The sequence below is a fragment of the Intestinibacillus sp. NTUH-41-i26 genome, from assembly GCF_032769475.1.
Taxonomy (GTDB): domain Bacteria; phylum Bacillota; class Clostridia; order Oscillospirales; family Butyricicoccaceae; genus Agathobaculum; species Agathobaculum ammoniilyticum.
This window is the reverse complement of the sequence record NZ_CP136477.1, coordinates 2,893,165-2,916,917: the sequence shown is the minus strand read 5'-3', so window position 1 is coordinate 2,916,917 and position 23,753 is coordinate 2,893,165. Positions and strand designations below refer to the sequence as shown.

The 23,753-nt window shown below is 61.5% G+C and carries 22 protein-coding genes and 1 tRNA gene; 14 read left to right on the top strand and 9 right to left on the bottom strand.

Features of this window, described 5'->3' with window-relative positions:
• Positions 1-23: 23 nt before the first annotated feature.
• Positions 24-908: a DUF4349 domain-containing protein gene (locus RX717_RS15210; RefSeq protein ID WP_316960461.1), complete on the top strand. Its 885-nt coding sequence runs from the start codon at positions 24-26 to the stop codon at positions 906-908.
• Between the two features lie 57 nt (positions 909-965).
• On the opposite strand, the gene rny is transcribed toward RX717_RS15210, so the two are convergent.
• Positions 966-2,510, bottom strand: coding sequence for a ribonuclease Y (gene rny / locus RX717_RS15205; RefSeq protein WP_107631422.1), 1,545 nt, complete (start codon positions 2,508-2,510; stop codon positions 966-968).
• 445 nt (positions 2,511-2,955) lie between these two features.
• On the opposite strand from rny, the gene RX717_RS15200 reads away from it, so the two are divergent.
• The 5 genes from RX717_RS15200 to RX717_RS15180 all read left to right on the top strand — a co-directional run bounded on the left by RX717_RS15200 (position 2,956) and on the right by RX717_RS15180 (position 7,281).
• On the top strand, positions 2,956-3,594 hold the full coding sequence (locus RX717_RS15200) for a polyphenol oxidase family protein (protein WP_316960460.1): 639 nt from the start codon (positions 2,956-2,958) through the stop codon (positions 3,592-3,594).
• 19 nt (positions 3,595-3,613) lie between these two features.
• Positions 3,614-4,963 carry an ABC transporter substrate-binding protein gene (locus RX717_RS15195; RefSeq protein WP_316960459.1) on the top strand — a complete coding sequence of 450 codons (1,350 nt, stop codon included), beginning with the start codon at positions 3,614-3,616 and terminating at the stop codon, positions 4,961-4,963.
• Positions 4,920-5,225 (top strand): hypothetical protein, encoded by a 306-nt coding sequence (locus RX717_RS15190; RefSeq protein ID WP_316960458.1) that lies wholly within the window; start codon positions 4,920-4,922, stop codon positions 5,223-5,225. The genes RX717_RS15195 and RX717_RS15190 overlap by 44 nt, the downstream gene beginning before the upstream one ends.
• A gap of 83 nt (positions 5,226-5,308) precedes the next feature.
• Complete coding sequence (gene mnmA / locus RX717_RS15185) at positions 5,309-6,328, top strand: tRNA 2-thiouridine(34) synthase MnmA (protein ID WP_107631425.1); 1,020 nt, start codon at positions 5,309-5,311, stop codon at positions 6,326-6,328.
• Positions 6,329-6,378: 50 nt separating this feature from the next.
• Positions 6,379-7,281 carry a DMT family transporter gene (locus RX717_RS15180; protein WP_147573786.1) on the top strand — a complete coding sequence of 301 codons (903 nt, stop codon included), beginning with the start codon at positions 6,379-6,381 and terminating at the stop codon, positions 7,279-7,281.
• 46 nt (positions 7,282-7,327) lie between these two features.
• On the opposite strand, the gene recG is transcribed toward RX717_RS15180, so the two are convergent.
• Both recG and lexA read right to left on the bottom strand, forming a co-directional pair.
• The gene (gene recG / locus RX717_RS15175) at positions 7,328-9,370 is read right to left on the bottom strand and encodes an ATP-dependent DNA helicase RecG (protein ID WP_316960457.1); all 2,043 of its coding nucleotides are present in this window, start codon (positions 9,368-9,370) and stop codon (positions 7,328-7,330) included.
• Between the two features lie 12 nt (positions 9,371-9,382).
• A complete protein-coding gene (gene lexA, locus RX717_RS15170; RefSeq protein ID WP_054327375.1) occupies positions 9,383-9,973 on the bottom strand; it encodes a transcriptional repressor LexA in 591 nt (196 codons plus the stop codon).
• 221 nt (positions 9,974-10,194) lie between these two features.
• Here lexA and RX717_RS15165 point away from each other — a divergent pair, with 221 nt between their 5' ends.
• From RX717_RS15165 to pth, 3 genes are all read left to right on the top strand, one after another.
• Positions 10,195-10,545 carry an Asp23/Gls24 family envelope stress response protein gene (locus tag RX717_RS15165; protein WP_054327376.1) on the top strand — a complete coding sequence of 117 codons (351 nt, stop codon included), beginning with the start codon at positions 10,195-10,197 and terminating at the stop codon, positions 10,543-10,545.
• 93 nt (positions 10,546-10,638) lie between these two features.
• Positions 10,639-12,288 (top strand): DAK2 domain-containing protein, encoded by a 1,650-nt coding sequence (locus RX717_RS15160; protein WP_107631427.1) that lies wholly within the window; start codon positions 10,639-10,641, stop codon positions 12,286-12,288.
• Positions 12,289-12,339: 51 nt separating this feature from the next.
• Positions 12,340-12,978 carry an aminoacyl-tRNA hydrolase gene (gene pth, locus RX717_RS15155; protein ID WP_054327377.1) on the top strand — a complete coding sequence of 213 codons (639 nt, stop codon included), beginning with the start codon at positions 12,340-12,342 and terminating at the stop codon, positions 12,976-12,978.
• Positions 12,979-13,014: 36 nt separating this feature from the next.
• Here the strand turns inward: pth and RX717_RS15150 are convergent, their stop codons facing one another.
• From RX717_RS15150 to RX717_RS15140, 3 genes are all read right to left on the bottom strand, one after another.
• Complete coding sequence (locus RX717_RS15150) at positions 13,015-13,281, bottom strand: barstar family protein (protein WP_054327378.1); 267 nt, start codon at positions 13,279-13,281, stop codon at positions 13,015-13,017.
• A gap of 66 nt (positions 13,282-13,347) precedes the next feature.
• Positions 13,348-13,491 carry a sodium ion-translocating decarboxylase subunit beta gene (locus RX717_RS15145; protein ID WP_147573789.1) on the bottom strand — a complete coding sequence of 48 codons (144 nt, stop codon included), beginning with the start codon at positions 13,489-13,491 and terminating at the stop codon, positions 13,348-13,350.
• A 15-nt stretch (positions 13,492-13,506) separates the two neighbouring features.
• On the bottom strand, positions 13,507-13,944 hold the full coding sequence (locus tag RX717_RS15140) for a hypothetical protein (protein ID WP_054327379.1): 438 nt from the start codon (positions 13,942-13,944) through the stop codon (positions 13,507-13,509).
• A gap of 186 nt (positions 13,945-14,130) precedes the next feature.
• Here RX717_RS15140 and RX717_RS15135 point away from each other — a divergent pair, with 186 nt between their 5' ends.
• From RX717_RS15135 to RX717_RS15115, 5 genes are all read left to right on the top strand, one after another.
• Positions 14,131-14,502 carry a BlaI/MecI/CopY family transcriptional regulator gene (locus RX717_RS15135; protein ID WP_054327380.1) on the top strand — a complete coding sequence of 124 codons (372 nt, stop codon included), beginning with the start codon at positions 14,131-14,133 and terminating at the stop codon, positions 14,500-14,502.
• Between the two features lie 18 nt (positions 14,503-14,520).
• The gene (locus RX717_RS15130; RefSeq protein WP_107631428.1) at positions 14,521-18,822 is read left to right on the top strand and encodes a M56 family metallopeptidase; all 4,302 of its coding nucleotides are present in this window, start codon (positions 14,521-14,523) and stop codon (positions 18,820-18,822) included.
• Positions 18,823-19,112: 290 nt separating this feature from the next.
• Complete coding sequence (locus RX717_RS15125) at positions 19,113-20,240, top strand: sodium ion-translocating decarboxylase subunit beta (RefSeq protein ID WP_107631429.1); 1,128 nt, start codon at positions 19,113-19,115, stop codon at positions 20,238-20,240.
• Between the two features lie 18 nt (positions 20,241-20,258).
• Positions 20,259-20,387: a hypothetical protein gene (locus tag RX717_RS15120; protein ID WP_256435173.1), complete on the top strand. Its 129-nt coding sequence runs from the start codon at positions 20,259-20,261 to the stop codon at positions 20,385-20,387.
• Positions 20,388-20,448: 61 nt separating this feature from the next.
• Positions 20,449-20,525, top strand: a tRNA-Val gene (locus tag RX717_RS15115).
• A gap of 171 nt (positions 20,526-20,696) precedes the next feature.
• On the opposite strand, the gene RX717_RS15110 is transcribed toward RX717_RS15115, so the two are convergent.
• The 3 genes from RX717_RS15110 to RX717_RS15100 all read right to left on the bottom strand — a co-directional run bounded on the left by RX717_RS15110 (position 20,697) and on the right by RX717_RS15100 (position 23,667).
• Positions 20,697-21,821, bottom strand: coding sequence for a tyrosine-type recombinase/integrase (locus RX717_RS15110; RefSeq protein ID WP_316960456.1), 1,125 nt, complete (start codon positions 21,819-21,821; stop codon positions 20,697-20,699).
• A 113-nt stretch (positions 21,822-21,934) separates the two neighbouring features.
• Entirely contained in the window at positions 21,935-23,104 is a 1,170-nt protein-coding gene (locus tag RX717_RS15105; protein ID WP_316960455.1) for a hypothetical protein, read from the bottom strand.
• A gap of 218 nt (positions 23,105-23,322) precedes the next feature.
• Positions 23,323-23,667 (bottom strand): helix-turn-helix domain-containing protein, encoded by a 345-nt coding sequence (locus tag RX717_RS15100; RefSeq protein ID WP_316960454.1) that lies wholly within the window; start codon positions 23,665-23,667, stop codon positions 23,323-23,325.
• Positions 23,668-23,753: the final 86 nt, after the last annotated feature.

Sequence of the window (23,753 nt, the reverse complement as noted above, 5' to 3'; positions counted from 1 at the left end):
CAAAGGGAAAGGGGTGTCCTGATATGAAAAGACGAGGGTTTTCTCTGCTGTCTGCGCTGGTCCTGCTGCTGGCGCTGACGGCCTGCGGCGCGTCGGGTGGCGCGGACGCTTCCGGCAGCACGTCGGCGGCGGAGGACAACAACGCCGGCTGGACGGAGAGCGCGGCCGCGCCGTCGGAGGGCGGCGGGACGGTTGATTTTGCCGCGGTGCGGCAAAACGCAAAGCTCATCCTGTCCGCGGATCTGACGCTGGAGACGCAGTCGTTCGACCAGGCCGGCGCGGATATCGAAGCGCTGGCAGCCGGCGCGGGCGGCTATATCGAGGCGAGCAGCGTGTCGGGCGAGTTGGGCGGCCGGTACGCCAGCTATACGCTGCGCGTGCCGCAGGAGAAATTCGAGACGTGCTTCGCCCAACTCGGCGAGACCTGCCATGTGGTGTCGTCGAGCCGCTGGAGCGAGGATGTGACCGAGCAGTACACCGATATCGAAACGCGCCTGGCCACGCTGCAGACTAAGCATGAGCGGCTGGTGGAGTTGCTTGGCCAGGCCGCCCAGATGGAAGACATCATCTCGCTGGAAAACGCCCTGGCGGATTGCGAATATGAGATCGACAGCCTGACCGGCGAAAAACGCCGTTACGATAACCTGGTCGATTTCGCAACCATCACGGTATCGCTGCGCGAGGTGCAGGCGCTGACCGCGGTTTCCGGCGGCACGGGCTTTGGCGCGCAGCTCATGCAGGCGGCGCAGAGCGGCTGGCGCGGGCTGGCCGGCTTTGTGCGCGGCGCGGTGCTGTGGGCGGTCGCGGCCTGGCCGCTGTTGCTCGTGGCCGGCGTGGGCGGCGGTGCGGCGCTCCGGTTCCGCCGACGCAGGAAAAAAGGCGCCCCACCGGACGAGCCGAAGCCATAAAAGGGTAAAAAACAAGGGACAGACGGGCGTCTGTCCCTTGTTTCCTGCTTGCAGAGGTTACTTGGCGTAATCGACCGCGCGGGTCTCACGCACCATATTGACCTTGATCTGGCCGGGATAATCCAGCTCATCCTCGATCTTTTTGGCCACGTCGCGGGCGAGCAGCACCATCGCGTCGTCCGAAATCTTATCCGGATTGACGATAATGCGGATCTCACGGCCCGCCTGGATGGCGTACGAGCTGGAAACGCCGGGCGTTTCGTTGGCGATGCCCTCCAGCTTTTCCAGGCGCTTGATATAGTTTTCCAGGTTCTCGCGGCGCGCGCCCGGGCGCGCTGCGGAGATCGCGTCCGCCGCCTGCACCAAGCAGGCGATGGTGGTCTTGGCCTCCACGTCGCCGTGGTGCGCCTCGATCGCGTGGACGATGCCGGGCGCCTCCTTGTATTTACGGGCCAGGTCGACGCCGATCTGCACATGGCTGCCCTCGACCTCATGGTCGATCGCCTTGCCGATGTCATGCAGCAGGCCGGCGCGGCGCGCGGGTACGGGGTCGATGCCCAGTTCGCTGGCCATCATGCCGGCGATGTGCGCGACCTCAATCGAATGCTGCAGCACGTTCTGGCCGTAGCTGGTGCGGTAGCGCAGGCGGCCGAGCGTTTTGACCAACTCGGGATGGATGCCGTGGATACCGGTTTCAAAGGTGGCGCGTTCGCCCTCGGATTTGATGATCTGCTCCACCTCACGGCGGGATTTTTCCACCATTTCCTCGATGCGTGCCGGATGGATGCGTCCATCCACGATCAGCTTTTCCAAGCTCAGGCGCGCGATCTCGCGGCGCACAGGGTCGAACGAGGAAAGCGTAATGGCCTCCGGCGTGTCGTCGATGATCAGGTCCACGCCGGTCAGTGTTTCGAGCGTGCGGATATTACGGCCCTCGCGGCCGATGATGCGGCCCTTCATCTCGTCGTTGGGCAGCGGGACGACCGATACGGTCGCTTCGGAAACATGATCGGCCGCGCAGCGCTGGATGGCGGTGGAAATGATCTCGCGCGCGGTCTGTTCGCTTTCGTCCCTGACGCGCTGGTTGATCTCGCGCAGCTTAACCGCCGCGTCGTGCGTGGCCTCAGCCTCGATCGACTGGACCAGCATCTCGCGCGCCTCGTCGCGGGTCATGCTGGCGATCTGCTCCAGCTTTTCGAGCTGCTCGGCCTTGACACGGGCCAGGTCGTCCTTTTCCTTCTGGGCTGCCTCCAGCTGGCGGGAAAGGTCTTCGTTTTTGCGCTCGAGCGTATCGCTTTTCTTGTCCAGCGCCTCCTCGCGCTGGATCAGGCGGCGCTCGAGCTGCTGGGTCTCGTTGCGGCGCTCCTTGAGCTCGCGGTCGGCTTCGGTGCGCTGCTTGTGGATCTCGTCCTTGGCTTCGAGAATCGCTTCCCGCTTTTTGGTTTCGCCGGCCTTGATGGCCTCGTTGATGATGCGCGTCGCTTCGGTCTCGGCGGAGCCGATCTCTTTTTCCGCAACACGCTTGCGGTACAAAAAGCCAATGACAACGCCCACAACGAGACACACGATACCGGTCACGAGCGGTATGATGATGTCGTTCATTGCTTTGGTGTGTCCTCCTATTGATTTTTTTGAGTGCAGTGGCCCCCTGTCGGACAGAGGTACGGTTATAATGCCCTTGAAAAAAGCCGTGCGTATTTTTACGCAGGCTATATAACAGCAGGTATTATACTAAAAATATTGTAAAGCCTGTTGGTCAAACTGTCAAGAAAAACACGTCCGCGAGCGGGCAGATTTTGGCGCTTTTTGAGAAGAACGGTTTTGCGCCCTTGTGGAGGGGGGCCGCATTTGATATAATAATACAACTGAATCGGGAGGAAAAACGCATGCATCGATCCATGTGCCGCGTTCAGAGCGGCCCATTTGTTTATTATACCTGCCGCCGGCTGCCGGTGCGGCATGCCTTTACGACTAAGTACGGCGGCGTGAGCACGGGACACTGTGAAAGCCTCAACCTGGGCTTCAGCCGGGGGACGAGGAGACCAGCGTGCGGGAAAATTACCGCCGCCTGGCGGAAGCGCTCGGCGTGGATGAAAAACGCTTCACGCTGACCCGTCAGATCCACGAAACCGAGGTTTCGGTTGTCGGGGAGGAGCAGGCCGGCATGGGGCTGCACCGCCCGATGGCGTGGCGGTCGGACGCGATCGTGACAGCGCTGCCGGACACGCCGCTCTGCGGCTTTTACGCGGACTGCGTAGTGACCCTGCTGTACGATCCGGCGACGCATACTGCGGGCGTGGCCCATGCGGGCTGGCGCGGCATGGCGGGCGGCATCCTGCCCAAAACCGTGGAGGTGATGGTGGCGCGCCTGGGTGCGAGGCGCGAGAGCCTGATCGCGGTCTTGGGGCCGTCCATCCGGCAGGAGTGCTTTGAAACCGACGCGGATGTGCCGGAGGCGATGGAGCGCCTGCTCGGCGTGGCCGTACGGCCCTATATTCGGGAAAAGGGAGCAAAATTCCATGTCGATCTGCAGGGCATCGGCGTAAAGCTGCTGCGGGACGCGGGGCTCGCGCCGGAAAACGTGATCGACAGCGGGCTGTGTACCATGTGCCACAGCGATGAATTCTGGTCGCACCGCGCGACCCGCGGCGTACGCGGCGTACAGGGCGGCGTGATCTGCCTGTGACGGAAAGGGAGTCCGTTTTATGAAATGGAAAAAACGCGCGCTGGCGGCACTGCTGGCGGCGCTCTGCCTGCTGACGGCCTGCGGGGAAGGCGGGCTGGGCGGGGATGACGGGCCGGTTGATACGGTCGAGGTGTCGGACGCATATTTTGGCATGGCTTGGTACCAGAACGGCACGCTCAATCCGGTGCTGGACAGCACCAGCATCAACCGCCTGTTGTGCGAGGCGCTATATGAAGGCCTGTTCGAGGTCAGCGGCAATTTTACCGCGCAAAATGTGCTATGCGCATCGTATACGGGCGATGGGACAACGTTCACCTTTACGCTGCGGGACGACGTGACGTTCTGGTCGGGCGAGAAGCTGACTGCGGCCGACGTGGTCGCCAGCCTGCAGGCCGCGCAGTATAATGAGGCGTCGCCGTACCATAACCGGCTGGTCGAGGCTGCCTCGATCGAGGCGCTGTCCGGCAGCGAGGTGCGTATCGTGCTGTCCTCGCCCAACATTAATTTCCCCCGCCTGCTCGACATCCCGATCTACCGGCAGGGTTCGGCCGAAAGCGGCGACTTCGCCGACGGGACCGGCCCGTTCCAGCCGGTCAAGGACGGCAACCAGTGGAAGCTGGAGGCCAATGAGAGCTGGCACGGCGGGTTCCTCGGCTCCATCCGCCATATCACGCTGGTACCCATGACACGGGCGGACGCCGCGGAATCCAGCTTCCGCACAGGGGATGTTTCCCTGCTGCGCGAGCCGCGCATCGCACCCGACGGGGCGAGTACGATCATCGGCGGGTCGATCGACACCGTGCGCACCGCGAGCGCGGACCTGCATTACCTGGGCGTCAATTACAGCAACCCCTATCTTGCCAACGCCAAGGTGCGGCAGGCGCTCAGCGCCGCGCTCGGCCGGCAGAGCCTGTGCGACACGCAGCTGCAGACCTTTGCCGCGCCGGCGGTCTTGCCGGTCAATCCGCAGCCCGCAGCCGACGGGCTGACGCTCAATATGTCCGCCGATACCGAGACCGCCGCGCGTCTCCTGCGCGAGGGACTGGAGCAGGCCGGCGGCGCGGGGGACACGGGACAGGACGACGGCGAAACGGATACGGGTGAGGAAGACGCCGACGGAGAGGCCGGCGGGACGGATACCGGCAGCGGCGGCGCGTCCGGCGGGGACGCGGCCCTGTCCATCCGGCTGCTCGTCAACGCCAACAATACGTTTAAGGTGGCGGCGGCGGAACAGATCGCGGCCTCCTGGAAAGCGGTCGGCGTGTCGGTGACCGTGGACCGGCAGCCGTATGAAACCTATGTGTCCATGCTGCAGTCGGGCGATTTTGACGTATATTATGGGGGAAACGCTGCTGACGCCGGATTTTGACCTGCGCCCGCTGCTTTCCTCCGACGGCAGCCTGAACTACGGCGGCTATTCCAGCCAGACCATGTCCGCCGCCGTCGCAGCCGCGCGCAGCGGTGACAATCTCGCGGCGTTCTACACGGCGTTCGCGGAGGAAATGCCCTTTATCCCGATCGCGTTCGAGTGCGGGCAGCTGATCATCCGCAAGGGCCTGATCGATAATTTCAGCCCCGCGCCGTACAATGCGTTTGCAGGGCTGGAGGAGTGGACCTCGTCCGGCGAATAAGCGGCGGACGTTCTGTGAAAATGAGCGCGGGGCGCTCATTTTCTTTTTGATGGCAGCCCCGAACAGTAGGAGATTTTACAAGAATGATGGAAAAAGTTGTGTTAGGATTATCAGGCGGCGTGGATTCCGCGGTCGCGGCGGCGCGCCTGCGCGCGCAGGGCTTTGCGGTATACGGGCTGTTCCTGGAGGTCGGTTTGGGCGGCACGGAGGCCGCGCAGCAGGCAGCAGACGAGCTGGGCATCCCGCTTTACGTCGCGCACCGGCGCGAGGCGTTCGAGCAGCAAGTGTGCGCCTATTTCGCGGACTGCTACCGCACCGCGCGCACGCCTAACCCGTGCGTGGTGTGCAACCCGCTGGTCAAGTTCCGTGCGCTGACCGACTATGCGGATGAGATCGGCGCGCCCTATGTCGCCACCGGCCACTACGCCCGCACCGGACGGGACGCGCAGGGGCGCGCGCTCCTGCTGCGCGCCCGCGCGGAAAAGGATCAGACCTATATGATGCACCGCCTGCCGCGGCGGACGGTCGCGCGCTGCCTGTTCCCGCTGGGGGAAAGTGCGGGTAAGGACGAAACCCGCGCTGCGGCGCGCGATATCGGCCTGTCCGTGTCCGAAAAGCCGGACAGTATGGATATCTGCTTCATTCCGGACGGGGATGTGCAGGGCTGGCTCGAGCGCCACGGCGCGGCCTGCCCGCCGGGCAATTTTGTGGACGAGGCGGGCAATGTTCTGGGGCGGCACAAGGGGCTGCACTGCTATACGGTCGGCCAGCGCAAGGGGCTGGGCGTGGCTGCGGCAGGCCGCCTGTTCGTCCACGCGCTGCGGCCGGAGACCGACGAGGTGGTGCTGTCGCTCGAGGACGTGTTCGAAAAGGAAATCAAGGTGCGCGACGTACACTACATCGCGCCCGAATACGCGGAAAACGGCGCGTTCCCCTGCGAGGTGCGCGTGCGCTTTTCCAGGCGCAGCGACCGCGCGCTGGTTTATCCGGAGGCCGGCGGCGCGCGCATCATGTTCGAGGACGTGGTCCGCGCGCCCGCAAGGGGGCAGAGCGCGGTGTTTTATGACAACGATATTGTGATCGGCGGGGGCTTTATCTGCTGAGCCCGCCGGGGCGCGGATGGCCGCGACCGCTGCATAGAGAGGGGGATACCATGAGGGAAAATCACAGGCTGCAGGGGCATTTGCTCGCTATGCTGACTGTGCTGGTATGGGGTACGACATTTGTTTCGACCAAGGTGTTGCTGCGCGCGTTCACGCCGCTGGAAATCATGGTCGCCCGCTTCGGGCTGGGCTTTGTAGCGCTGTTCGCCGCAGGGCGCGGGCTCGTCAGGCCGCAGAAATGGCAGCATGAGCTGCTGTTCGCACTGGCGGGGCTGACCGGCGTGTCGCTGTACTTTCTGATGGAGAATATCGCGCTGACCTATATTTCCGCGTCCCTGGTCGGCGTGATCGTGGCGGCGGCACCGCTGTTCACCGCGCTGGTCGCGGCGGTCGTGCTGCGCGAGAAACTCAGCCGCTGGTTTTTCCTCGGCTTTGTGTGCGCGATAGCGGGTGTGGCGATGACGTCGCTGGCGGGGGTGAGCGAGCTGAACCTCGACCCGCGCGGCGTACTGCTCGGCGTGGGGGCGGCGTTTGTTTGGGGCGTGTATTCGGTGATCGTGCGCAAGCTGGGCGCGATGGGCTACCGCACCGTGCCGCTGACCTGCCGCATTTTCGGCTACGGCCTGTTGTTCCTGCTGGTGCCCGCCCTGCTCGAGGGCTTTCCCGCGCCGCTGTCTGCATGGACCGAGCCGCTTCACGTCGCGAACCTGCTCTTCCTCGGCCTGCTGGCCTCCGCGACCTGCTTTGTGACCTGGAACCGGGCGGTGTTCCTGCTGGGGCCGGTCAAGACCAGCGCGTACATCTATGCCACGCCGGTGATCACCATTATCAGCTCGGCGCTCATCCTGCACGAAACTATGACGCCAATCATGTGGCTGGGCACCGTGCTGGCGCTGGCCGGCCTGGTGCTCTCCGAGCGGCGGGAAAAGCCGGCGGGCGGAGAGGACGCATAAGGGCATAAACGGAAAAAGGGCGGAAGCCATAGCGGCTTCCGCCCTTTTAGTTGAACACCTCGTCGTCCCGTGCGGCGAACATGCGCTGCACGCGCGCAGATAAGGTTGGATAGCCCTCCAGACGCGGATCGGCGGCAAGAATGGCCTCGGCCTCCTCGCGGGCGGACTGCATGAGTGCGAGGTCGGCCGCGAGATCAGCAACATGCAGCGCAGGCAGGCCGTGCTGCCGCCGGCCGAAAAAGTCGCCCGGCCCGCGCTGGGCGAGGTCGGCGCGCGCGATCTCGAACCCGTCGCCGGTCCGGCACAGGATTTTCAGGCGTTCGCGGGCAGATTCTCCCTTGTCCGCGCCGAAAAACACGCAGTAGGACTGCCGCGGCCCGCGCCCGACCCGCCCGCGGAGCTGGTGGAGCTGGGACAGGCCGAAGCGGTCCGCGTCCTCCACTACCATCAGGTTGGCGTTCGGCACGTCCACGCCGACCTCGATCACGGTCGTGGCGACCAGGATATCATACTGCCGCGCGGCGAAATCGCGCATCACCTGCTCCTTGTCCGCGTTTTTCATGCGGCCGTGCAGCACGGCAACGCGGCGGTGCGGCAGGGCGGCCTGCAGGTCCTTTGCGTGCTGCTCCGCGCTTTTGAGGTTTAATTCGCCCTCTTCGACCAGCGGGCAGACGACGTAGGCCTGCCCGCCTGCCGCAATCTGCTTGTCGATAAAGGCGGTGATGCGCCGGCGCATATTTTCTCCCACCGCGTAGGTCTCGACCGGACTGCGGCCGGGCGGCAACTCGTCCAGCACGGATACGTCCAAGTCGCCGTACAGAATGAGCGCGAGCGTGCGCGGAATGGGCGTAGCTGACATGACCAGCACATGCGGCGTTTCCCCCTTGGCCGAAAGCGCGGCGCGCTGTGCCACGCCGAAGCGGTGCTGCTCGTCCGCAATGACCGCGCCCAGCCGGTGAAAGGCCACGCCCTGCTGGATGAGCGCGTGCGTGCCGACCACGACCTGCGCCGCGCCGGTTTCGATTGCGGCGAGCGCGGACCGCTTCTGCGCCGCGGTCATCGAGCCGGTGAGCAGGGTGCAGGAAATGCCCAGCCGGCCCAGCAGGGGGGCGAGCGTTTCCGCGTGCTGGACGGCGAGGATCTCGGTCGGCGCCATGAAAGCGGCCTGCCAGCCGTTCTGCGCGGCCAGCGCGCACAGCGCCGCCGCCACGACCGTCTTGCCCGAGCCGACGTCGCCCTGCACCAGCCGGTTCATCGGCCTGCCGGAGGCGCAGTCCGCCGCGACCTCCCCGATCGCGCGGCGCTGCGCGCCCGTGGGGGCGAAAGGCAGCGCGTCCAGATAGGCGTCCAGCCCGCTCTGCGCGAAAAGGATGCCGGAATCGGCGCGGCGGCGCTCCTTGAGCTGCTGCAGGCCGCAGCACAGCAGGAACAGCTCCTCGAACACCATGCGGCGGCGCGCCTCGGCAACTTCGTCCGCTGTCTGTGGGCGGTGGATGGCGGCCAGCGCGTCGGCCGCGTCCGGCAGGCGGTATTTGGCGCGCAGCACCTCGGGCAGCGGGTCGGGCCAGTCGCCCGGCACGGCGGCGAGCGCGGCTTCGGTCACGCGCTCCAGGTCGCGCTGGGTCAGCCCCGCGGTCAGCGGATAGACCGGCACGATGCGGCCTGGGTGGTCCGCGTCCGGCGCGACCTTTTCGGACTGGGGCGAAATGAGCGTCCGCGCGCGGCCAAAGCCCTGTATGCGGCCGTAAAACACATATTCCTGCCCCGCGCGCACCAGCGCGGCGGCGTAAGGGTTGTTGAACCAGGTGACGTGCAGTAAGCCGGACTCGTCAAAAATCGTGCATTTGACCAGCGTCAGCCCCTTGCGGATGCGGCTGAGCTTGGGTTCGGTACCCACGACCGCGCGGACGGTGTATTTGTCCTCCGCGCCGATATCCGCGATGCGGGTGATGCGGGTGCGGTCCTCATAGTCGCGCGGATAGGTCTCAAGCGCGTCGCGCAGGGTGCGGATGTGCAGTTTTTCAAACAGCTTCGCCTTTTTCGGGCCGATGCCCTTGACGAATTGGATGCTGTCGTCCAGTGCCGGCATAGGCGTCGCTCCTTAATATTCCCGATAGACCGCTTTGACCACGCCGAGGATCTGGCAGCCCGTACCGTTGATAGGCGGGTAGGCCGGATTTTCCGGCATCAGCCATACGCCGTCCTGCGTGAGGTTCAGCGTTTTGCAGGTGGCCTCGTCCTCCAGCAGGGCGATGACGATATCGCCGCTGCGAGCCTGCGCGTCCTGCCGGACGATGACGAGGTCGCCGTCCAGGATGCCGGCGCCGGTCATGGAATCGCCGCGGATGCGCAGGGCATAGTATTCCCCGCCGCCGGCCGCCGGCTCGAACGGGACGTATCCGATATGCTCCTCCACCGCAAGGATGGGCAGGCCGGCCGTTACCCGCCCGAGGATGGGGACGCGCGGCACCATGGACGGGCCGCTGACCGGCGTCAGCGCGCGGGATTTATGGTCGCTCGGCTCGAGATAGCCCGCCTCCTGCAGCTTTTTCAGATGCGCGTGTACGGTCGAGGGGGAACGCAGGTCCATTTCAGCGCAGATCTCTCGCACGGAGGGCGGGTAGCCATGCTCCAGGGAGAATTCGCTGATATAATCGAGGATGCGCTGCTGTTTTGGGGAAATTTTTTTCATGGGGTCTGCACTCCTTCACACCTTGCCTGAAAGGAACATACGTTCGCATTTTCTTCATTATACCGTATTATGGCGGGAAAAGCAAACATTTGTTTCTATTGTTGCCGGAAATTTATAGATTCATGACATGCTTTCCGCATTTTGCTTGTATTTACAGGGCATTTGATATAAAATATAAGGTAAGTAACCAGACAGCCAACCAATCACAGGGAGGGTTTTCTATGACGATCAAGACTGATCTTGGATATATCGAAATCACAAACGAAGTGCTGGCCGGCATCGCGGGCTATGCGGCTTCCTCCTGTTTTGGAGTGAAGGGCATGACCATCCGCTCGATGTCGGACGGACTGGCGCACCTGCTCGGACGGGAGAACCAGTCCCGCGGCGTTAAGGTGGCCGAGGCACCGGACGGCGGCGTCGATATCGACCTGCACATCGCGGTGGAACACGGGGTGAACATCGCGACCGTGTGCCGCTCGATCATCGGCGAGGTGCGCTACCATGTGGAGCGTCTGACCGGTGTAGACGTAAAAAACGTGGACGTTTATGTGGAGAGCATTCGCGCGGACTGATAAGCAGGGGGTGCAGACCCCTGTATCCCCATACCGCCGCCGTTCGCGGGGCGCGGACGCGGTCTGAAAACAGAGATTAGGGAGAGTATGCATATGGCAGATCAGAAAATAGACGGCGCGCTTTTCAAATCCATGGTGATCGAGGGCGCGCTCGCCATTGCGGAAAACAAGGAGCGCGCCAATGAACTGAATGTGTTCCCCGTACCGGACGGCGATACAGGCACCAATATGTCCATGACCATGGCGTCCGCCATGACCGAGCTGGACAAGCTGGAGGAGCCGACGCTGGCAAAGGCTGCGGACACGGCCGCCTCCGCGCTGCTGCGCGGCGCGCGCGGCAATTCGGGCGTTATCCTGTCGCTGCTGTTCCGTGGCATGGCGAAAAAGTTGCGCGAGGCGGAGCAGGTGGACGGGCGTGCGCTGGCGCTCGCGCTGCGTGAGGGCGTGGACACCGCCTACAAGGCGGTCATGAAGCCGGCCGAGGGTACGATCCTGACCGTGTCGCGCGTATCCGCCCAGCACGCGGTCGAGGCCTGTCAGGCCGATTCGGCGCTGTCCGCAGAGCAGGTGCTTTGCGCAGTCCTCGAACGCGGGCGGGAGGCGCTCGCGGAAACCGTACACCAGAACCCCGTGCTGGAAAAGGCGGGCGTGGTGGACGCGGGTGCGTTCGGCTTCCTGACCATCCTGGAGGGCATGCTGGACGGGCTGCGTGGCGTCCGCAAGGAGCGCGCGGCCGCGCAGCCGGCGGCGAAGGCCGCCGCGGACTTCGCCGCCATTGCGGACGAGGAGATCACGTTCACCTACTGCACTGAGTTCATTGCCGCGCGCAAGGACAAGGCCCGCAACGTCGGCCGCCTGCGCGCGATCCTGAGCGATATTGGGGATTCGCTGGTTGTAGTGGAGGATGACGACATCGTTAAGGTGCATGTGCATACCGACCAACCGAACAGAGCGCTGGAGGAGGGGCTGAAATTCGGCCCGCTGCTCACGGTCAAAATCGAGAACATGCGCGAGCAGCACACCGCCAAGGTGATCGAGGGTACGGCGGACGCGCCGGCCGAGCGCGTGATCGCCCCGCCGGAGAAAAAATACGGCTTTGTCGCGGTCGCGGCGGGCGACGGCCTGAAAAATGTGTTCACTGACCTGGGCGTGGACATGGTCGTGCAGGGCGGCCAGACCATGAACCCCTCGACCGACGATATCGTGCGTGCGGTGGACGCGGTGCCGGCGGAAACCGTGTTCGTGCTGCCCAACAATAAAAACATCATCATGGCGGCGGAGCAGGCCGCGCACCTGGCGGAGGGCAAAAAGCTGGTGGTCGTGCCGACCCGAACCATTCCGCAGGGGATTTCCGCGATGCTCGCCGCCGATCTGGACAGCGAGCAGGACAGCGGCCTCGCGGCGGCGATGGCCGACGCGGCGGCGCAGGTGCGCAGCGGACAGGTGACCTACGCCGCGCGCGACAGCGAGTTCGACGGAAAGAAAATCAAACAGGGCGAATACCTGTCTCTGTGTGAAGGCAGGCTGTGCGCGAGCGGCCGCGAAAGCGTGGTGCTTAAAAAGCTGGTGCGCGAGATGGTGACCGACGACAGCGCGTTCGCCACCGTGATCTACGGCGAGGGCGTCAGCGCGGAGCAGGCCGCCGAGGTGGAGGCGTTGCTGCGCCGCGAGAACAAGGATATGGAGATCTCGGTCATCGACGGCGGACAGCCGGTGTACTATTATATCCTGTCGGTAGAATAAAAAACAGCAGACGCCTCCCGTCGGGGGAGGCGTTTTGTTTGGAGAAGGACCATGTCAGTATTCGATATTTTCAAAAAGCTGGACGAGCAGAAAGCCGCGCAGGCGGCGGGGCCGGTGGAATGGCTGGTCGTCGGCCTGGGCAACCCGGGCAGCAAATATGACAACACGCGGCATAACGCGGGTTTCCGCGCGCTCGAAGGCTGGTGCGCGCGCAGCGGACGGAGGATCGACCGCATGAAATTCAAGGCTCTGGTGGGCGAGGCCGCGCTCGGCGGCAGCCGCGTGCTGCTGATGAAGCCGCAGACGTTCATGAACCTGTCCGGCGAGGCGGTGCGCGACGCGGCGGCGTTTTACAAGATACCGCCCGAACGCATCATCGTGCTGTCGGACGACGTGTCGCTCGACGTGGGTACGCTGCGCGTGCGCGCGAAAGGCTCCGCGGGCGGGCAGAACGGGCTGAAGAACATCATCTACCATCTGGGCAGCGAGGATTTCCCGCGCGTCAAGATCGGCGTGGGCAAAAAGCCGCATCCTGATTACGACCTGGCGGCCTGGGTGCTGGGCAAGTTCACTGCGGACGAGCAGAAAGCCATCGACAAGGCCTGCGCGGACGCGGTGGAGGCCGCGGCTTGCATCATTGCGGAAGGCTGCGCCGCCGCCGCGCAGAAATACAACGGCAGGCGACTGTGAAAACAGCGTCCGGACCCGCAGGTCCGGACGCTGCTTTTATTCGGCCGAAAGCACGAACGACGGGTTCTCTGCCGCCGCGTCCGCCAGGACGCGCAGCAGCAGTTCGCCGTAGTTCCCCATGTTGTCAACCAGCTTTTCCGCGTGCCGCAGCGTCAGCCGCGCGGGCGGGCAGGCGGTCAGCAGGTCGTAAAGCGCGTCCAGCGTGCGCCCGTAATCGGCCGGAAACCCGAACGCCTTTGCCAGCGCGTCATGCGCCTGCGCGCGCGTATACAGGGTTTCCGCATCCAGAAGCAGCTCCCTCATCTTGTCCATTCCCCCAAATATGAAAAATGCAGGCCCGTTCCGGAAACGGGACGTCCGGTTTTCAGCCTATTCCGCGCGCGGGCCGGAAACAATGATCTCCGTCGGGCCGTCTGCGCCGCCGATCACGCCGACCGAAACGGCCTGCGCGCAACCGGCCAGCAGCGCAGCCGTACCCAGCAGCGCCAGCAGGAGGCATACCGCCTTTTTCATTCCGCACCTCTCTTCCTATGTCGCGTTCGGATAGAACAGGATATACAGCTTGTGATAAAATTCCTGCCCGCGGCCCCCCTCGATGCCGCGCAGCTTGCCGTCTACAAACACAAAGCCGTCCGCGTTGACGCTGATTGAGCTGCCGTTTTCAAAGGTGACGGTCAGGCGGTTGGCGGTCAGCTTATCATCGCCGGGCTGGAAAAAATGCGGATAGGGCGTATAGGTGTAGCCGCCGAGCAGGTCGGTATAGGAAGCGATCTGTTTTTCATCCGTCACTGCGGGGAGCGAGGTGTCGTTTTCGCTCAGCATCAGCGACGCCTGCACGCCCTTGCCCGCGATATCGGTAAAGGACTGGTGATAAAATTTGATGTACAGCATGCGCCCCGCGATGAACAGGAGAATGACCAGCAGGGTGCCGCAGAGCGCAAAACCAAGCGCTGTCGATTTACGCATGATACTTGCTCCTTGATCCGTAAAAATATGGCTTTTGTCCATATCAGGACACTATTAGCATACCGTAAAACCGGAGGGCTGTCAATGTTCCAAACTGTAAACAAAGTATGACTTGACAGGAAAATTCTACTGATGTAGAATAAGGCTGGAAAAAGGTTTTACAACCGTAGAAAAAGGGGTGGGACTATGGACGAAATCAAACGCCTGCCGGATGCGGAGCTGGAGGTCATGCAAACGATCTGGGCGCTTCAGCCGCCGGTGACCGCGGCCGAGGTGCAGCAGAACGCGCCCAAGGAGTGGAAGCCGACCAGCGTGCTGACCTTCCTCTCCCGACTGTGCGAAAAGGGCTTCCTGCGGTGCGAAAAGCAGGGGCGGCAGAACTATTATACGCCGCTCGTTCGGGAGGAGGCATACCTCCAGCGGGAGAGCCGCAGCTTTGTGCAGCGCCTGTGCGGCGGCTCGGTGAAAAATCTGGTGGCGAGCCTGTCGGACGCGGGCGCGCTGACCGAGCGGGATATCGACGAGCTGCGTGCCTTTCTGGACGCGCAGGGGCGGTAAGGACAGGAGGGGTAGGATATGGCACAGAATGAATTGCTGCTGGGGCTGGCGCAGGCCGGCCTGACGGTGTCGGCGGTCGCGCTCGCGCTGTTTTTGCTGCGCAGGACGCTGAAAAAACGCTATCCGGCGCGGGCGGTCTGCGTGATCTGGGCGCTGCTGGCGGTGCGGCTGCTCTTTCCGGTGCAGCTCACGCTGCCCGACCCGCCCATACAGCTCACGCCGCCCGAGAGGACGCTGTATGTGACCTATCATCAGGATGAGACGCAGGCGGCGGGTGCGGCGCAGGACGGTGTGGCGCAGCCCTCACTGCCGCGAGGCGCGTGGATGACCGAAAGCGAGTTTACGCAGAGCGTACAGGTGCAGGAGAACTGGAAAAGCGCCATTCATGTGGACGGTGTGCTGGCGCTGGTCTGGCTGACCGGCGTGCTGTACAACGTGTTTTGGCAGGCGCGGGATTACCGCCGCTACATCCGGCGCCTGAAGGAAGCTTCCGCGGATGTGCAGAGCGAGGCGCTGCACGGCATTTTCGAGGAGCAGAAGCGCTCGCTCGGCATCCGCCGCGCCATTCCGCTGTGTGTGAGCGGTGCGGCGGACTGTCCGATGCTCGCGGGATTTGCCGAGCCGGTGTTGTGGCTGCCGCAGGAAGACCTGTCCGAAGAGGACGCCATGTTCATCTTCCGGCATGAGCTGACGCATTATAAGCGTGGCGACCTGTGGCTCAAGCTGCTGCTGGTGGCGGCGCGGTCGGTACACTGGTTCAATCCGCTGGTGCGCCTGCTGACGCGCTTTGCACAGGAGGATATCGAGCTGGCGTGCGACGACGCGGTGGTGCGCGGTATGGACGGGAGTCAGCGTCGCGCTTACGGGGAAACCATCCTGCGGTCCGCGCAGGCACAGGCGCAGCGGCGGGCGCTGGTGTCGTGCTTCACGGGGGATAAGGAAACGCTCATGCGCCGCTTTGAAGGGCTGTTCGACAAGCGCGCGAAAAAGCGCGGCGCTGCGCTCATTGTGGCTGCGGCGGTGCTGGTCGCCTCGCTCGGCTGCGCGGTGTCGGTAGGAGAGAGTAAGGAAAAATTGACAGAGGAAACGCGGCTGGAGATTGCGGAATGGTGGGCAGCGCAGATACACGAGCATATCAACGGCGAAGCGGAGCTGCTTGCCAGCACAGCGGTGCTGCGCGGGGAGGAAACCTATGCCGTAGCTGACCTGCTGCTGATAGAGGAACAGGGAAACATCCCCTATCGGGCGGTGCAGCAGTTGGATTTTCAACGCGATATGGACGGCAAATGGATGATGAAAAGCGCAAAGCCGGTTGCACGGGATGGCGTGACCTCGCTGGAAGAATTCCGCATCCTGTACGAAAACGACCTCGGACTGCCGGAAAACACTGGGACGGCATCGGACGACGCTGCGGAGCAGTGCAGAGAGATTTTGCGGCTGTCCGGCGGCAGCACGGAGGTCGTCCGCCGCTGGGACGTGACCAACGACGGTGAAAACGACCTGGCCGAGGTGCGGCATACCTTTGACAATGGCGAACAGCTCAGTATCATTATGGCGGCCGGTCAGCCGCAGGACTATACCTACGGCGGCGGGGAAAACGCCCGTACCGCCGCCGACCTCGCGCAGCAGTACGCGCGCGCGGTGGCATATAAGTCGGTGTGGCCGCTGTATCCGGTGCTGTCCGAACAGGAGCAGCAGGCGCTGGTGCGGCAGCAGCAGCACCTTGCCGGCAGCGAGGACGAAAACGCCGTATGGTATACCAAATACGGCGGCTCGTCGCCTTCCTACCGCAATTATGTGATCGTACCGACCGAGGAGGCAAATACCTGTGTCGCGGTGTTCCAGATGTACGGCGGCGGCACGACCGATTACCGCTCCGCGATTGCAATTACCGCCGGTGAGGAAAACGGCCGCAGGGTCATTTCCAAAATGCAGCGGTGTGACGATCACCTGTCGTTCATACAGGATCAGCTGGCAGGACAGGACGCGGGCTATACCATGCGTGAGATATTTGGCCTGTATTATGACTCAGGCCTGCCCTGGCCCGACCTGCAATACGGCAATACCGGGGAAACGGTAGTTAATGCCTCGTTTTATAATGGCGGCCCGATCACTGATCTGGAACAGCCGCTGACCGCAATCGAAAATATCTTCGGCTATTTCGGTGAAACATACGAAGAGATGGAAGGCAACACAACATACATCCGGATGCGGACATGGCTCACCGCCGAACTGGTTTCGCAGACGGATACCGAAGCCGTCGTGCGCCTGCACTTCATCGACGGCAGCCCGTCCGTTGACGTGCGCATGGAGAAGACCGAGGGTTATTGGCTGCCGGTCGGGCTGGCGGAACCGCTTGACGGGGGCTTTGCCGCCACGGGGGGCGGGGTAAGCCTGCCCGTGGGCGAGACCACCGAGCAGGCGGTGCGCAACGCCGCGGGCAGCATCCCGCTGCTGCGGGCAGGCGACACCATCGAGCTTTTGTTCGACCCCACGCCGGCTGGCGAGGTCACGATTGCGGACGCGGTCGTCCGTGAGGACGGTGCGCGCCAGTACGACGAGCGGGTGACCGAAACGGACAGCTTTTCCTATACGGGCGGTGCGGCCAGCATGTCGTACAGCTATCCCGTGGAACATATCACGGCGGAGGCGCTGTCCTCGACGCAGCCGGCTGATGTGTACCGCGGCGTGACCGTGTCCTACACGGCGGCGGATGGAACGGCGCATACCGCCGCATTCGTATTCCGCATAGCGGGCGGCGCGGCGGAAGCCAGTCGCACAATCGACTCCACCGCTTATGTGAACGACGTCTACGGCTATACCCTCACCCTGCCGGCGTGCTTTGTCGGGCAGGGGTATGTAACCGAGAAGGATGGCTGCGCCATGTTCGGCCTGAAAAACGCGTGGCCGGAAGCGACCTCCGACCCGTATGGGGCGGGTACGGTGATGATGCTTGCCGTAGAAGCGACAGACTATCTGCAATCTACCTTTGGCGAGGACTGGCCGGTACCCAGCAAGACGCTGGCCGAGCGCGACGGGCTGACCTATTACCTGACGTTTGCGTCCGACGTGCAGTATGATACGCAGGACAGGGACATCGCGGCCGCGTATCAGGAGATGGATCAGGCCGCGTGGGCGCTGGACGGCGGCTCGCTTACCATCCATGCGCCGGACGAAGCCCAGCGGCGGGCGCGCATGGAAACCTATCTGAACGGTGTGGCGTTTCTGGATGGGCTTGCGCGCTATACGCGGGACTACGACAGCACGATCTGGACCGAGCGTGACACGGTCGGGATAGACGGCGGCAGCGCGACGGTGGCGTATGAGCTGTGGGACAGGCAGCACCGCCCATACCGCGCGGTGGAGGCGCTGGAGGCCTCCGACAAGGGCGGTTATCACCTGACCCGACAGGAGTGGTTGCTGGATGAAACCACGCCGACCGATTCGCTCGAACGCTTCCTGCTGCGGTACGACAACAGCGGGCTGGGCCTGCCGGAGTTCAGCGAAGCGCGGGTGCGCGCCCTGCTGGCGAACGCTTCGCTCACCGCCCTGCGCGATCCGGCGCGGGCGATGGAATGGACGCTCGGCCTGTCGGGCGGCACGGCGGGCGACCGCATTGTGCATCCGGTGAAGCAGGGCGAAAGCTGGGTCTATACCTTTGCGGACGGCGGTCAGGTGCGCGTCGGCATGAGGGCCGTGCGGCTGGGGGATGCGGTGCAGCCCATCTACCTGCCGGTCTGGTGGTCTTTGGACACGGCGGGCGGCTCGGGTTGGGAATTCGACCCGTACAGCTACATGATGCGCAAGGAAACAAACGATTTTTCCGGCTGCACCGTGGAGGAGCTGGCGTATTACCTTAGCCTGTCGGACGGCGCATATGCCGAGAATATCCTGCATGAACTGGACCTGCAGTGGCGCTGGTCGCCGCAGGAGGTGGAAAACGCGGTTGCGGGCAACGATATCGCGCGCGCGGCCTGGGAACGGCACCGCGGCAGCTTTGAAGCGCGGTTCCCGCCGGATGAGATTGAGGCCGCGTACCAGGCCGTGCGCGATTACACGGCGGCAAATGGGTTTTCGGTCGAAAACCTGCGCTATGATCCGGCCAGCGAGCGTGCATGGTCGGAAAACATTATGGAAAGCGGCGTGCTGCGGGACAACGTGCAGGAGGACGGCCTGACGATCGACAATGTAATTACCGTCATAGGCGACGCGCGCTTCGGCGAAGGCGCATGGCGCGACAAGGCCGACGGTTACTCGTTCACCCTGTACCGCGGCGCAGACGGCAAGTGGGTGCAGGAGGATGGTGCCTTTGGCTACTGACCCGATAAACCTTAGCGAATCCTTTGCGGGTTTCCGCTTGACACCCCAGCGGGCCCGATGGTAAGATATCCTTAAACAAAGGGGAGTAGTCGGCGCGGCATGCCGCGCGGCAGCGCCAACAAGCATGGCGGGGCGTGCGATCCCGTTCTGGCTGTTGCCTGAAATGACCAGACCTGCGTTTTCCTGTGGGAAGACGCAGGTCTGTTTGTCTTTCCCAGAGGCATCCCAGGTCCGGAAAGCGGCGTCTGGAATGGAGATTCTGCCATATATTATGTATAGGGGGCGGTAACGTGGAATTTTTGTATGAGGGCCTGCTTTCGATCACTTGGCAGCAGGTGGTGATGTACTGCGTCGGTGGGTTCCTGATCTGGCTGGCGATCGAAAAACAGTATGAGCCGTCGCTGTTGCTGCCCATGGGCTTCGGCGCGATCCTGGTCAACCTGCCGCTTTCCGGCGTGATCGACCAGATGACGCAAGGCGTGGGCGAGACAAACGGCATTATTCAATGGCTGTTTGAAGCCGGCATCGAGGCGAGCGAGGCGTTCCCGCTGCTGCTGTTCATCGGCATCGGCGCGATGATCGACTTCGGCCCGCTGTTGGCAAACCCCAAGCTGTTCCTGTTCGGCGCGGCGGCGCAGGTCGGCATTTTCCTGACCATCATCGCGGCCGCGCTGCTGGGCTTCGACATCATCGACGCGGCCTCCATTGGTATCATCGGCGCGGCGGACGGGCCGACCTCGATCCTGGTGTCGCAGGTGCTCGGCTCGCGCTATGTCGGCGCGATTGCGGTTGCGGCGTACAGCTATATGGCGCTGGTGCCGATCATCCAGCCGTTTGCGATCAAGCTGGTGACGACAAAGAGGGAACGCGCGATGAAAATGCCTTACGCGGCCGGTCAGGTCAGCCGCCGCACGCGCATCCTGTTCCCGATTGTGGTGTCGATCGTCGCCGGACTGGTCGCGCCCGCGTCCGTGTCGCTGGTGGGCTTTTTGATGTTCGGCAACCTGATCCGCGAGTGCGGCGTGCTGGAGAGCCTGTCCAAAACCGCGCAGCATGAGCTGGCCAACCTGATTACCCTGCTGCTGGGCATTACAATCTCGTTCTCCATGCGCGCGGCGCAGTTTGTGACAAAAGAAACGCTGCTCATCCTGTGTCTGGGGCTGATCGCGTTCGTGCTGGATTCAATCGGCGGCGTGCTGTTTGCCAAGGTACTCAACCTGTTCTGCAAAAACAAGGTCAACCCCATGATCGGCGCGGCAGGCATATCGGCCTTCCCCATGTCCGCGCGCGTGATCGAGAAGCTCGGCATGCAGGCCGACTGCACCAACCACCTGCTGATGCACGCGGTGGGCGCGAACGTCGCGGGTCAGATCGCCTCGGTCGTGGCCGGCGGCGTGATCCTTGGATTTTTCATGTGAGAAAGGGGCGCGTAAAGGATGAATGAAGCTGTATGGACGGCGATTGCCCTGCTCGGGCAGGGCATGGCGGGTATTTTTACCGTGCTGATCGTGATTGCCCTGATCGTGGCGCTGATGGGGAGGCTGGATAAAAACAATAAAACTTGACCGCAGAAAGGCTTGCAAACCCCGTCCTGTTCTGGTATAATAATCAGGTAACCAAATGAATGGGGTTGTAGCTCAGCTGGTCAGAGCGTTCGCCTCACACGCGAGAGGTCGTGGGTTCGAGCCCCGCCAACCCCACCAGTGAAAAACCGTCACGAAAGTGACGGTTTTTCTTTGTTTTACGAAATTTTTTCAGCGTTTCGCCTGTTGGAATATTTATATTTCCGACTTTCTGTATCTGCGGTTAAGACAGATATGACGGATGAAAACAGCGAAAATTGATAGAATGTGTTGCAAAATCGTTGCAAAAAATCAGGCGTTCGTCCTGTTTGCAACAGCCCGCTGCAGGCTGGCAATGTCCTCCTCGTCAACATGATTATAAATATTTGCGGTGGTGGTGATACTGGCGTGCCCCATGAGGTACTGCGCGGTTTTGAGGTCGATGCCCTGTCGGCGCAGGTTGGTACAGTAGGTGTGCCGCAGGTAGTGCGGGGTGATCGCCGGATCAAAGGCATGCTCGATTATTTTATTGCGGTAGAGCTTTGCACCGGCCTCCCGATCGCAGGCACGGTGGAAGCTGCTCCACATCCGGCGCAGATGGGTTAGCGTTAGCATTTTCCCGTTCTGCCCGTGGAAAAAATAGCGGCCGGACCGGTCGAGCTGCGCGAGCAGCTCCGGCGGGACAGGGACAAGCCGTTCGCCCGCTGCGGTTTTCGTCCCTTTTCGCTGCGCCTGGTTGCCCTCGGCATAGGTGGCCGAGCTGGTGATGCGCAGGAGGCCGTCGCGCGTCAGGTCTGATTTCCCGATCGGCACGGTTTCGCCGCGGCGCAGGCCGCAGTCCAGCATAAGCAGCACCCACGGTCCCGCCCAATGCCGCGCAGCGACGCGGCGCACGAGCGCCTCCTCGTCCCGTGTGAGCGCCCGTCGGCTGGATTTCGAGGTGGCTGTGTTTTCGATGCGGCGGCATGGCGTAACCTCGATCAAGCCGTTGATCTCGGCCTGCTCAAACAGTTGACGCAGGGTGTAGATGATCTGCCGGACGGTCCCTTGTGCAAGCGGTGTGCCGTCCTCGCGGCGGGCGTCGTTGATGAGCTGCTGCAGGTGGTACGGCCGGACAGCGGACAGCGACATAAAGCCGATCACGGGCAGGATATGCCGCTTGAGGTTTGTCTCGTAGTTGATGCGCTGGCTCGCGCCCACCTTGGGCGCTTTATAGGCTTGATACCATTGCCATGCCCACTGCTCGACGGTGACCGCCTTGCTGGCGATCTGCACGCCGCGCGCACCCAGCGTCTGGTAATAGCGCACCTTTTGGTCAAACACCGCGCGGCTGTTCTCGCGGATGTATCTGCGGATCGGCCGACCGTCCGGCCGGTGGCCGATGGTGATGGCTTTGACATATTTGTAGGCATACTTTTTCTTGGCTTCGGTCGGCATTGGGACAGTCTCCTTATATAAATCAAACATTTGTTCGGTTGCAACGGGTGAAAAAATAGCAGACCACGACGGAACAGTGTTCGGTTGTGGTCTGCTTGGGGTTACTGCGCCTTTTAGTGAGCCGACATACAGAAAACGAACCAGCTAACAAGGAAAACAAAAGAAATTATGACGGCTTTGCGCTTATAAATAGGCGTTATCGATTGCTCAGATTTTTTCTCGTTAAAAGTCCGCGGCATTGTGCTGAGGCCAAGTCCGACCAAATAAAGCGCTGCAAAGGCGAAAGGTGAGACAGGAATAAGCATAGCAGAAAGCGTGCAGAGAATAGGTGCTAACACTTTCATGATTTTCATTTGACGTAGATATCCAGTCGGATTTTTTTGGTACGCTTTCATCATAGTATCGACTGGCTCGATTGGTGTTTTTGCCTCGGCAGCGGATGGCTTTTCGGCAGGCGGTGTATAGGCTGCTGGCTTACGGGGTGGGTATTTTACGCGCTCCGTTTTCTGCGGCGCATTTGCTTTCTCACGTTCTTCCAATATTGGAGAAATATCCGGCATGGTAAGCGTGATGGATGTGCCATGTGTTTGGCGTGGCCGAGCAAGAAACTCTGCATGTTCTTTTAGACGGGACTGTATTTCGGAGTCATCCCATAGCTTTTGTAAACCCATGTGCGCCACAGCTTGTTCCAAAGTGACGACTTTATATCCGTTTTCGCGACGGAATAAAAAATCATCGTCTGTATAATATCGGTAGTCAGCCATAATCGCGTATTTTGCACTTTTGGCAGCAGTTTTATAAAGCCTGCCGCCATGTTCCTCGCACTTCTTGGCTATGGCGGCAGTAAGCTTGGTAAATTTTTTTTGCAGGTTCGCATCCGGACTGCCTTGAATGTAACACCAGTAGATATCCTCTGTGATCGGGTCGGACGTCACTCCCGTCAGCAGCTGTTGCGCGTGTCGTTGATCATATGCATCACGCTCGGCCTGATGCTGTTTAACAACCTCGATCGCTGCCTTCTGGCGCTCATGCAGAAAATCCATCAAATCGTGGTAGTCTGCCGGATCAACCCAGAACGTGTAGTCAGACAAATGGATACGGTAGTAAAGGCCGTCCGAACTTTTCCCTGTTTCGCCTACATGGCCGCAGTATCCCCGCTGTCTCTTGCCGTTGATTTCAATGCTTTCTACATCATCAAGCGGGAACACAACATCAGCACCGCCAATATCTTCCCCATATGCTTTTATAAAATCAAAATGGTAGCTGTTCCGAGTCGATGCCATTTAAGCCATCTCCTTTATGTGTTCAAATTGAACACCGAAAATTTGTGAAAAAGATACAATATATTGAAATCTCTCTTGCAATCGAACAAGATAAGGTGTATTATTTCAAATGCAAACATTTGTACGATTTTTGGGAGGGAGAATAATGACGGATCGAGAAAAACTGTTGATAGAAATGATACGGAAATCTGATGATCCGTCTGCCGCGATGGAAAAAGTCAGGAAGATTCTTTCGTCTGGTCAGTCTCCAGTACGCGAAAGGCTGCGTCCTGCAAAGCAGGAGAAGCGTTCCTAAATAGCTCAATCAATTCGGCTTCTTCAGCGCTTAGACCAGCGTCCTCATCGGAGGGCGCTTTTTTTATGTCTGTTTTCCCAAGGAGATAATCAATAGAAACATCAAAAAAGTCCGCTATTTTTTTTATCGTGTCAGGATTTGGTGATGCCTTCGATTCGGGGTTCTCCCATTTTGCAACAGCCTGCTGGCTAACAAATAATTTTTCAGCGAGCATTTTTTGTGACATTTGATGCTCATTGCGCAGGGATTTTAGACGTTCTTCAAACAAAATGCTCACCTCTTTGTTTTTATAGTACCACTAATAGTTGTATGTGTAAACAAAAAAGGTGTTGACAACAACCAAAAAGGGTATTA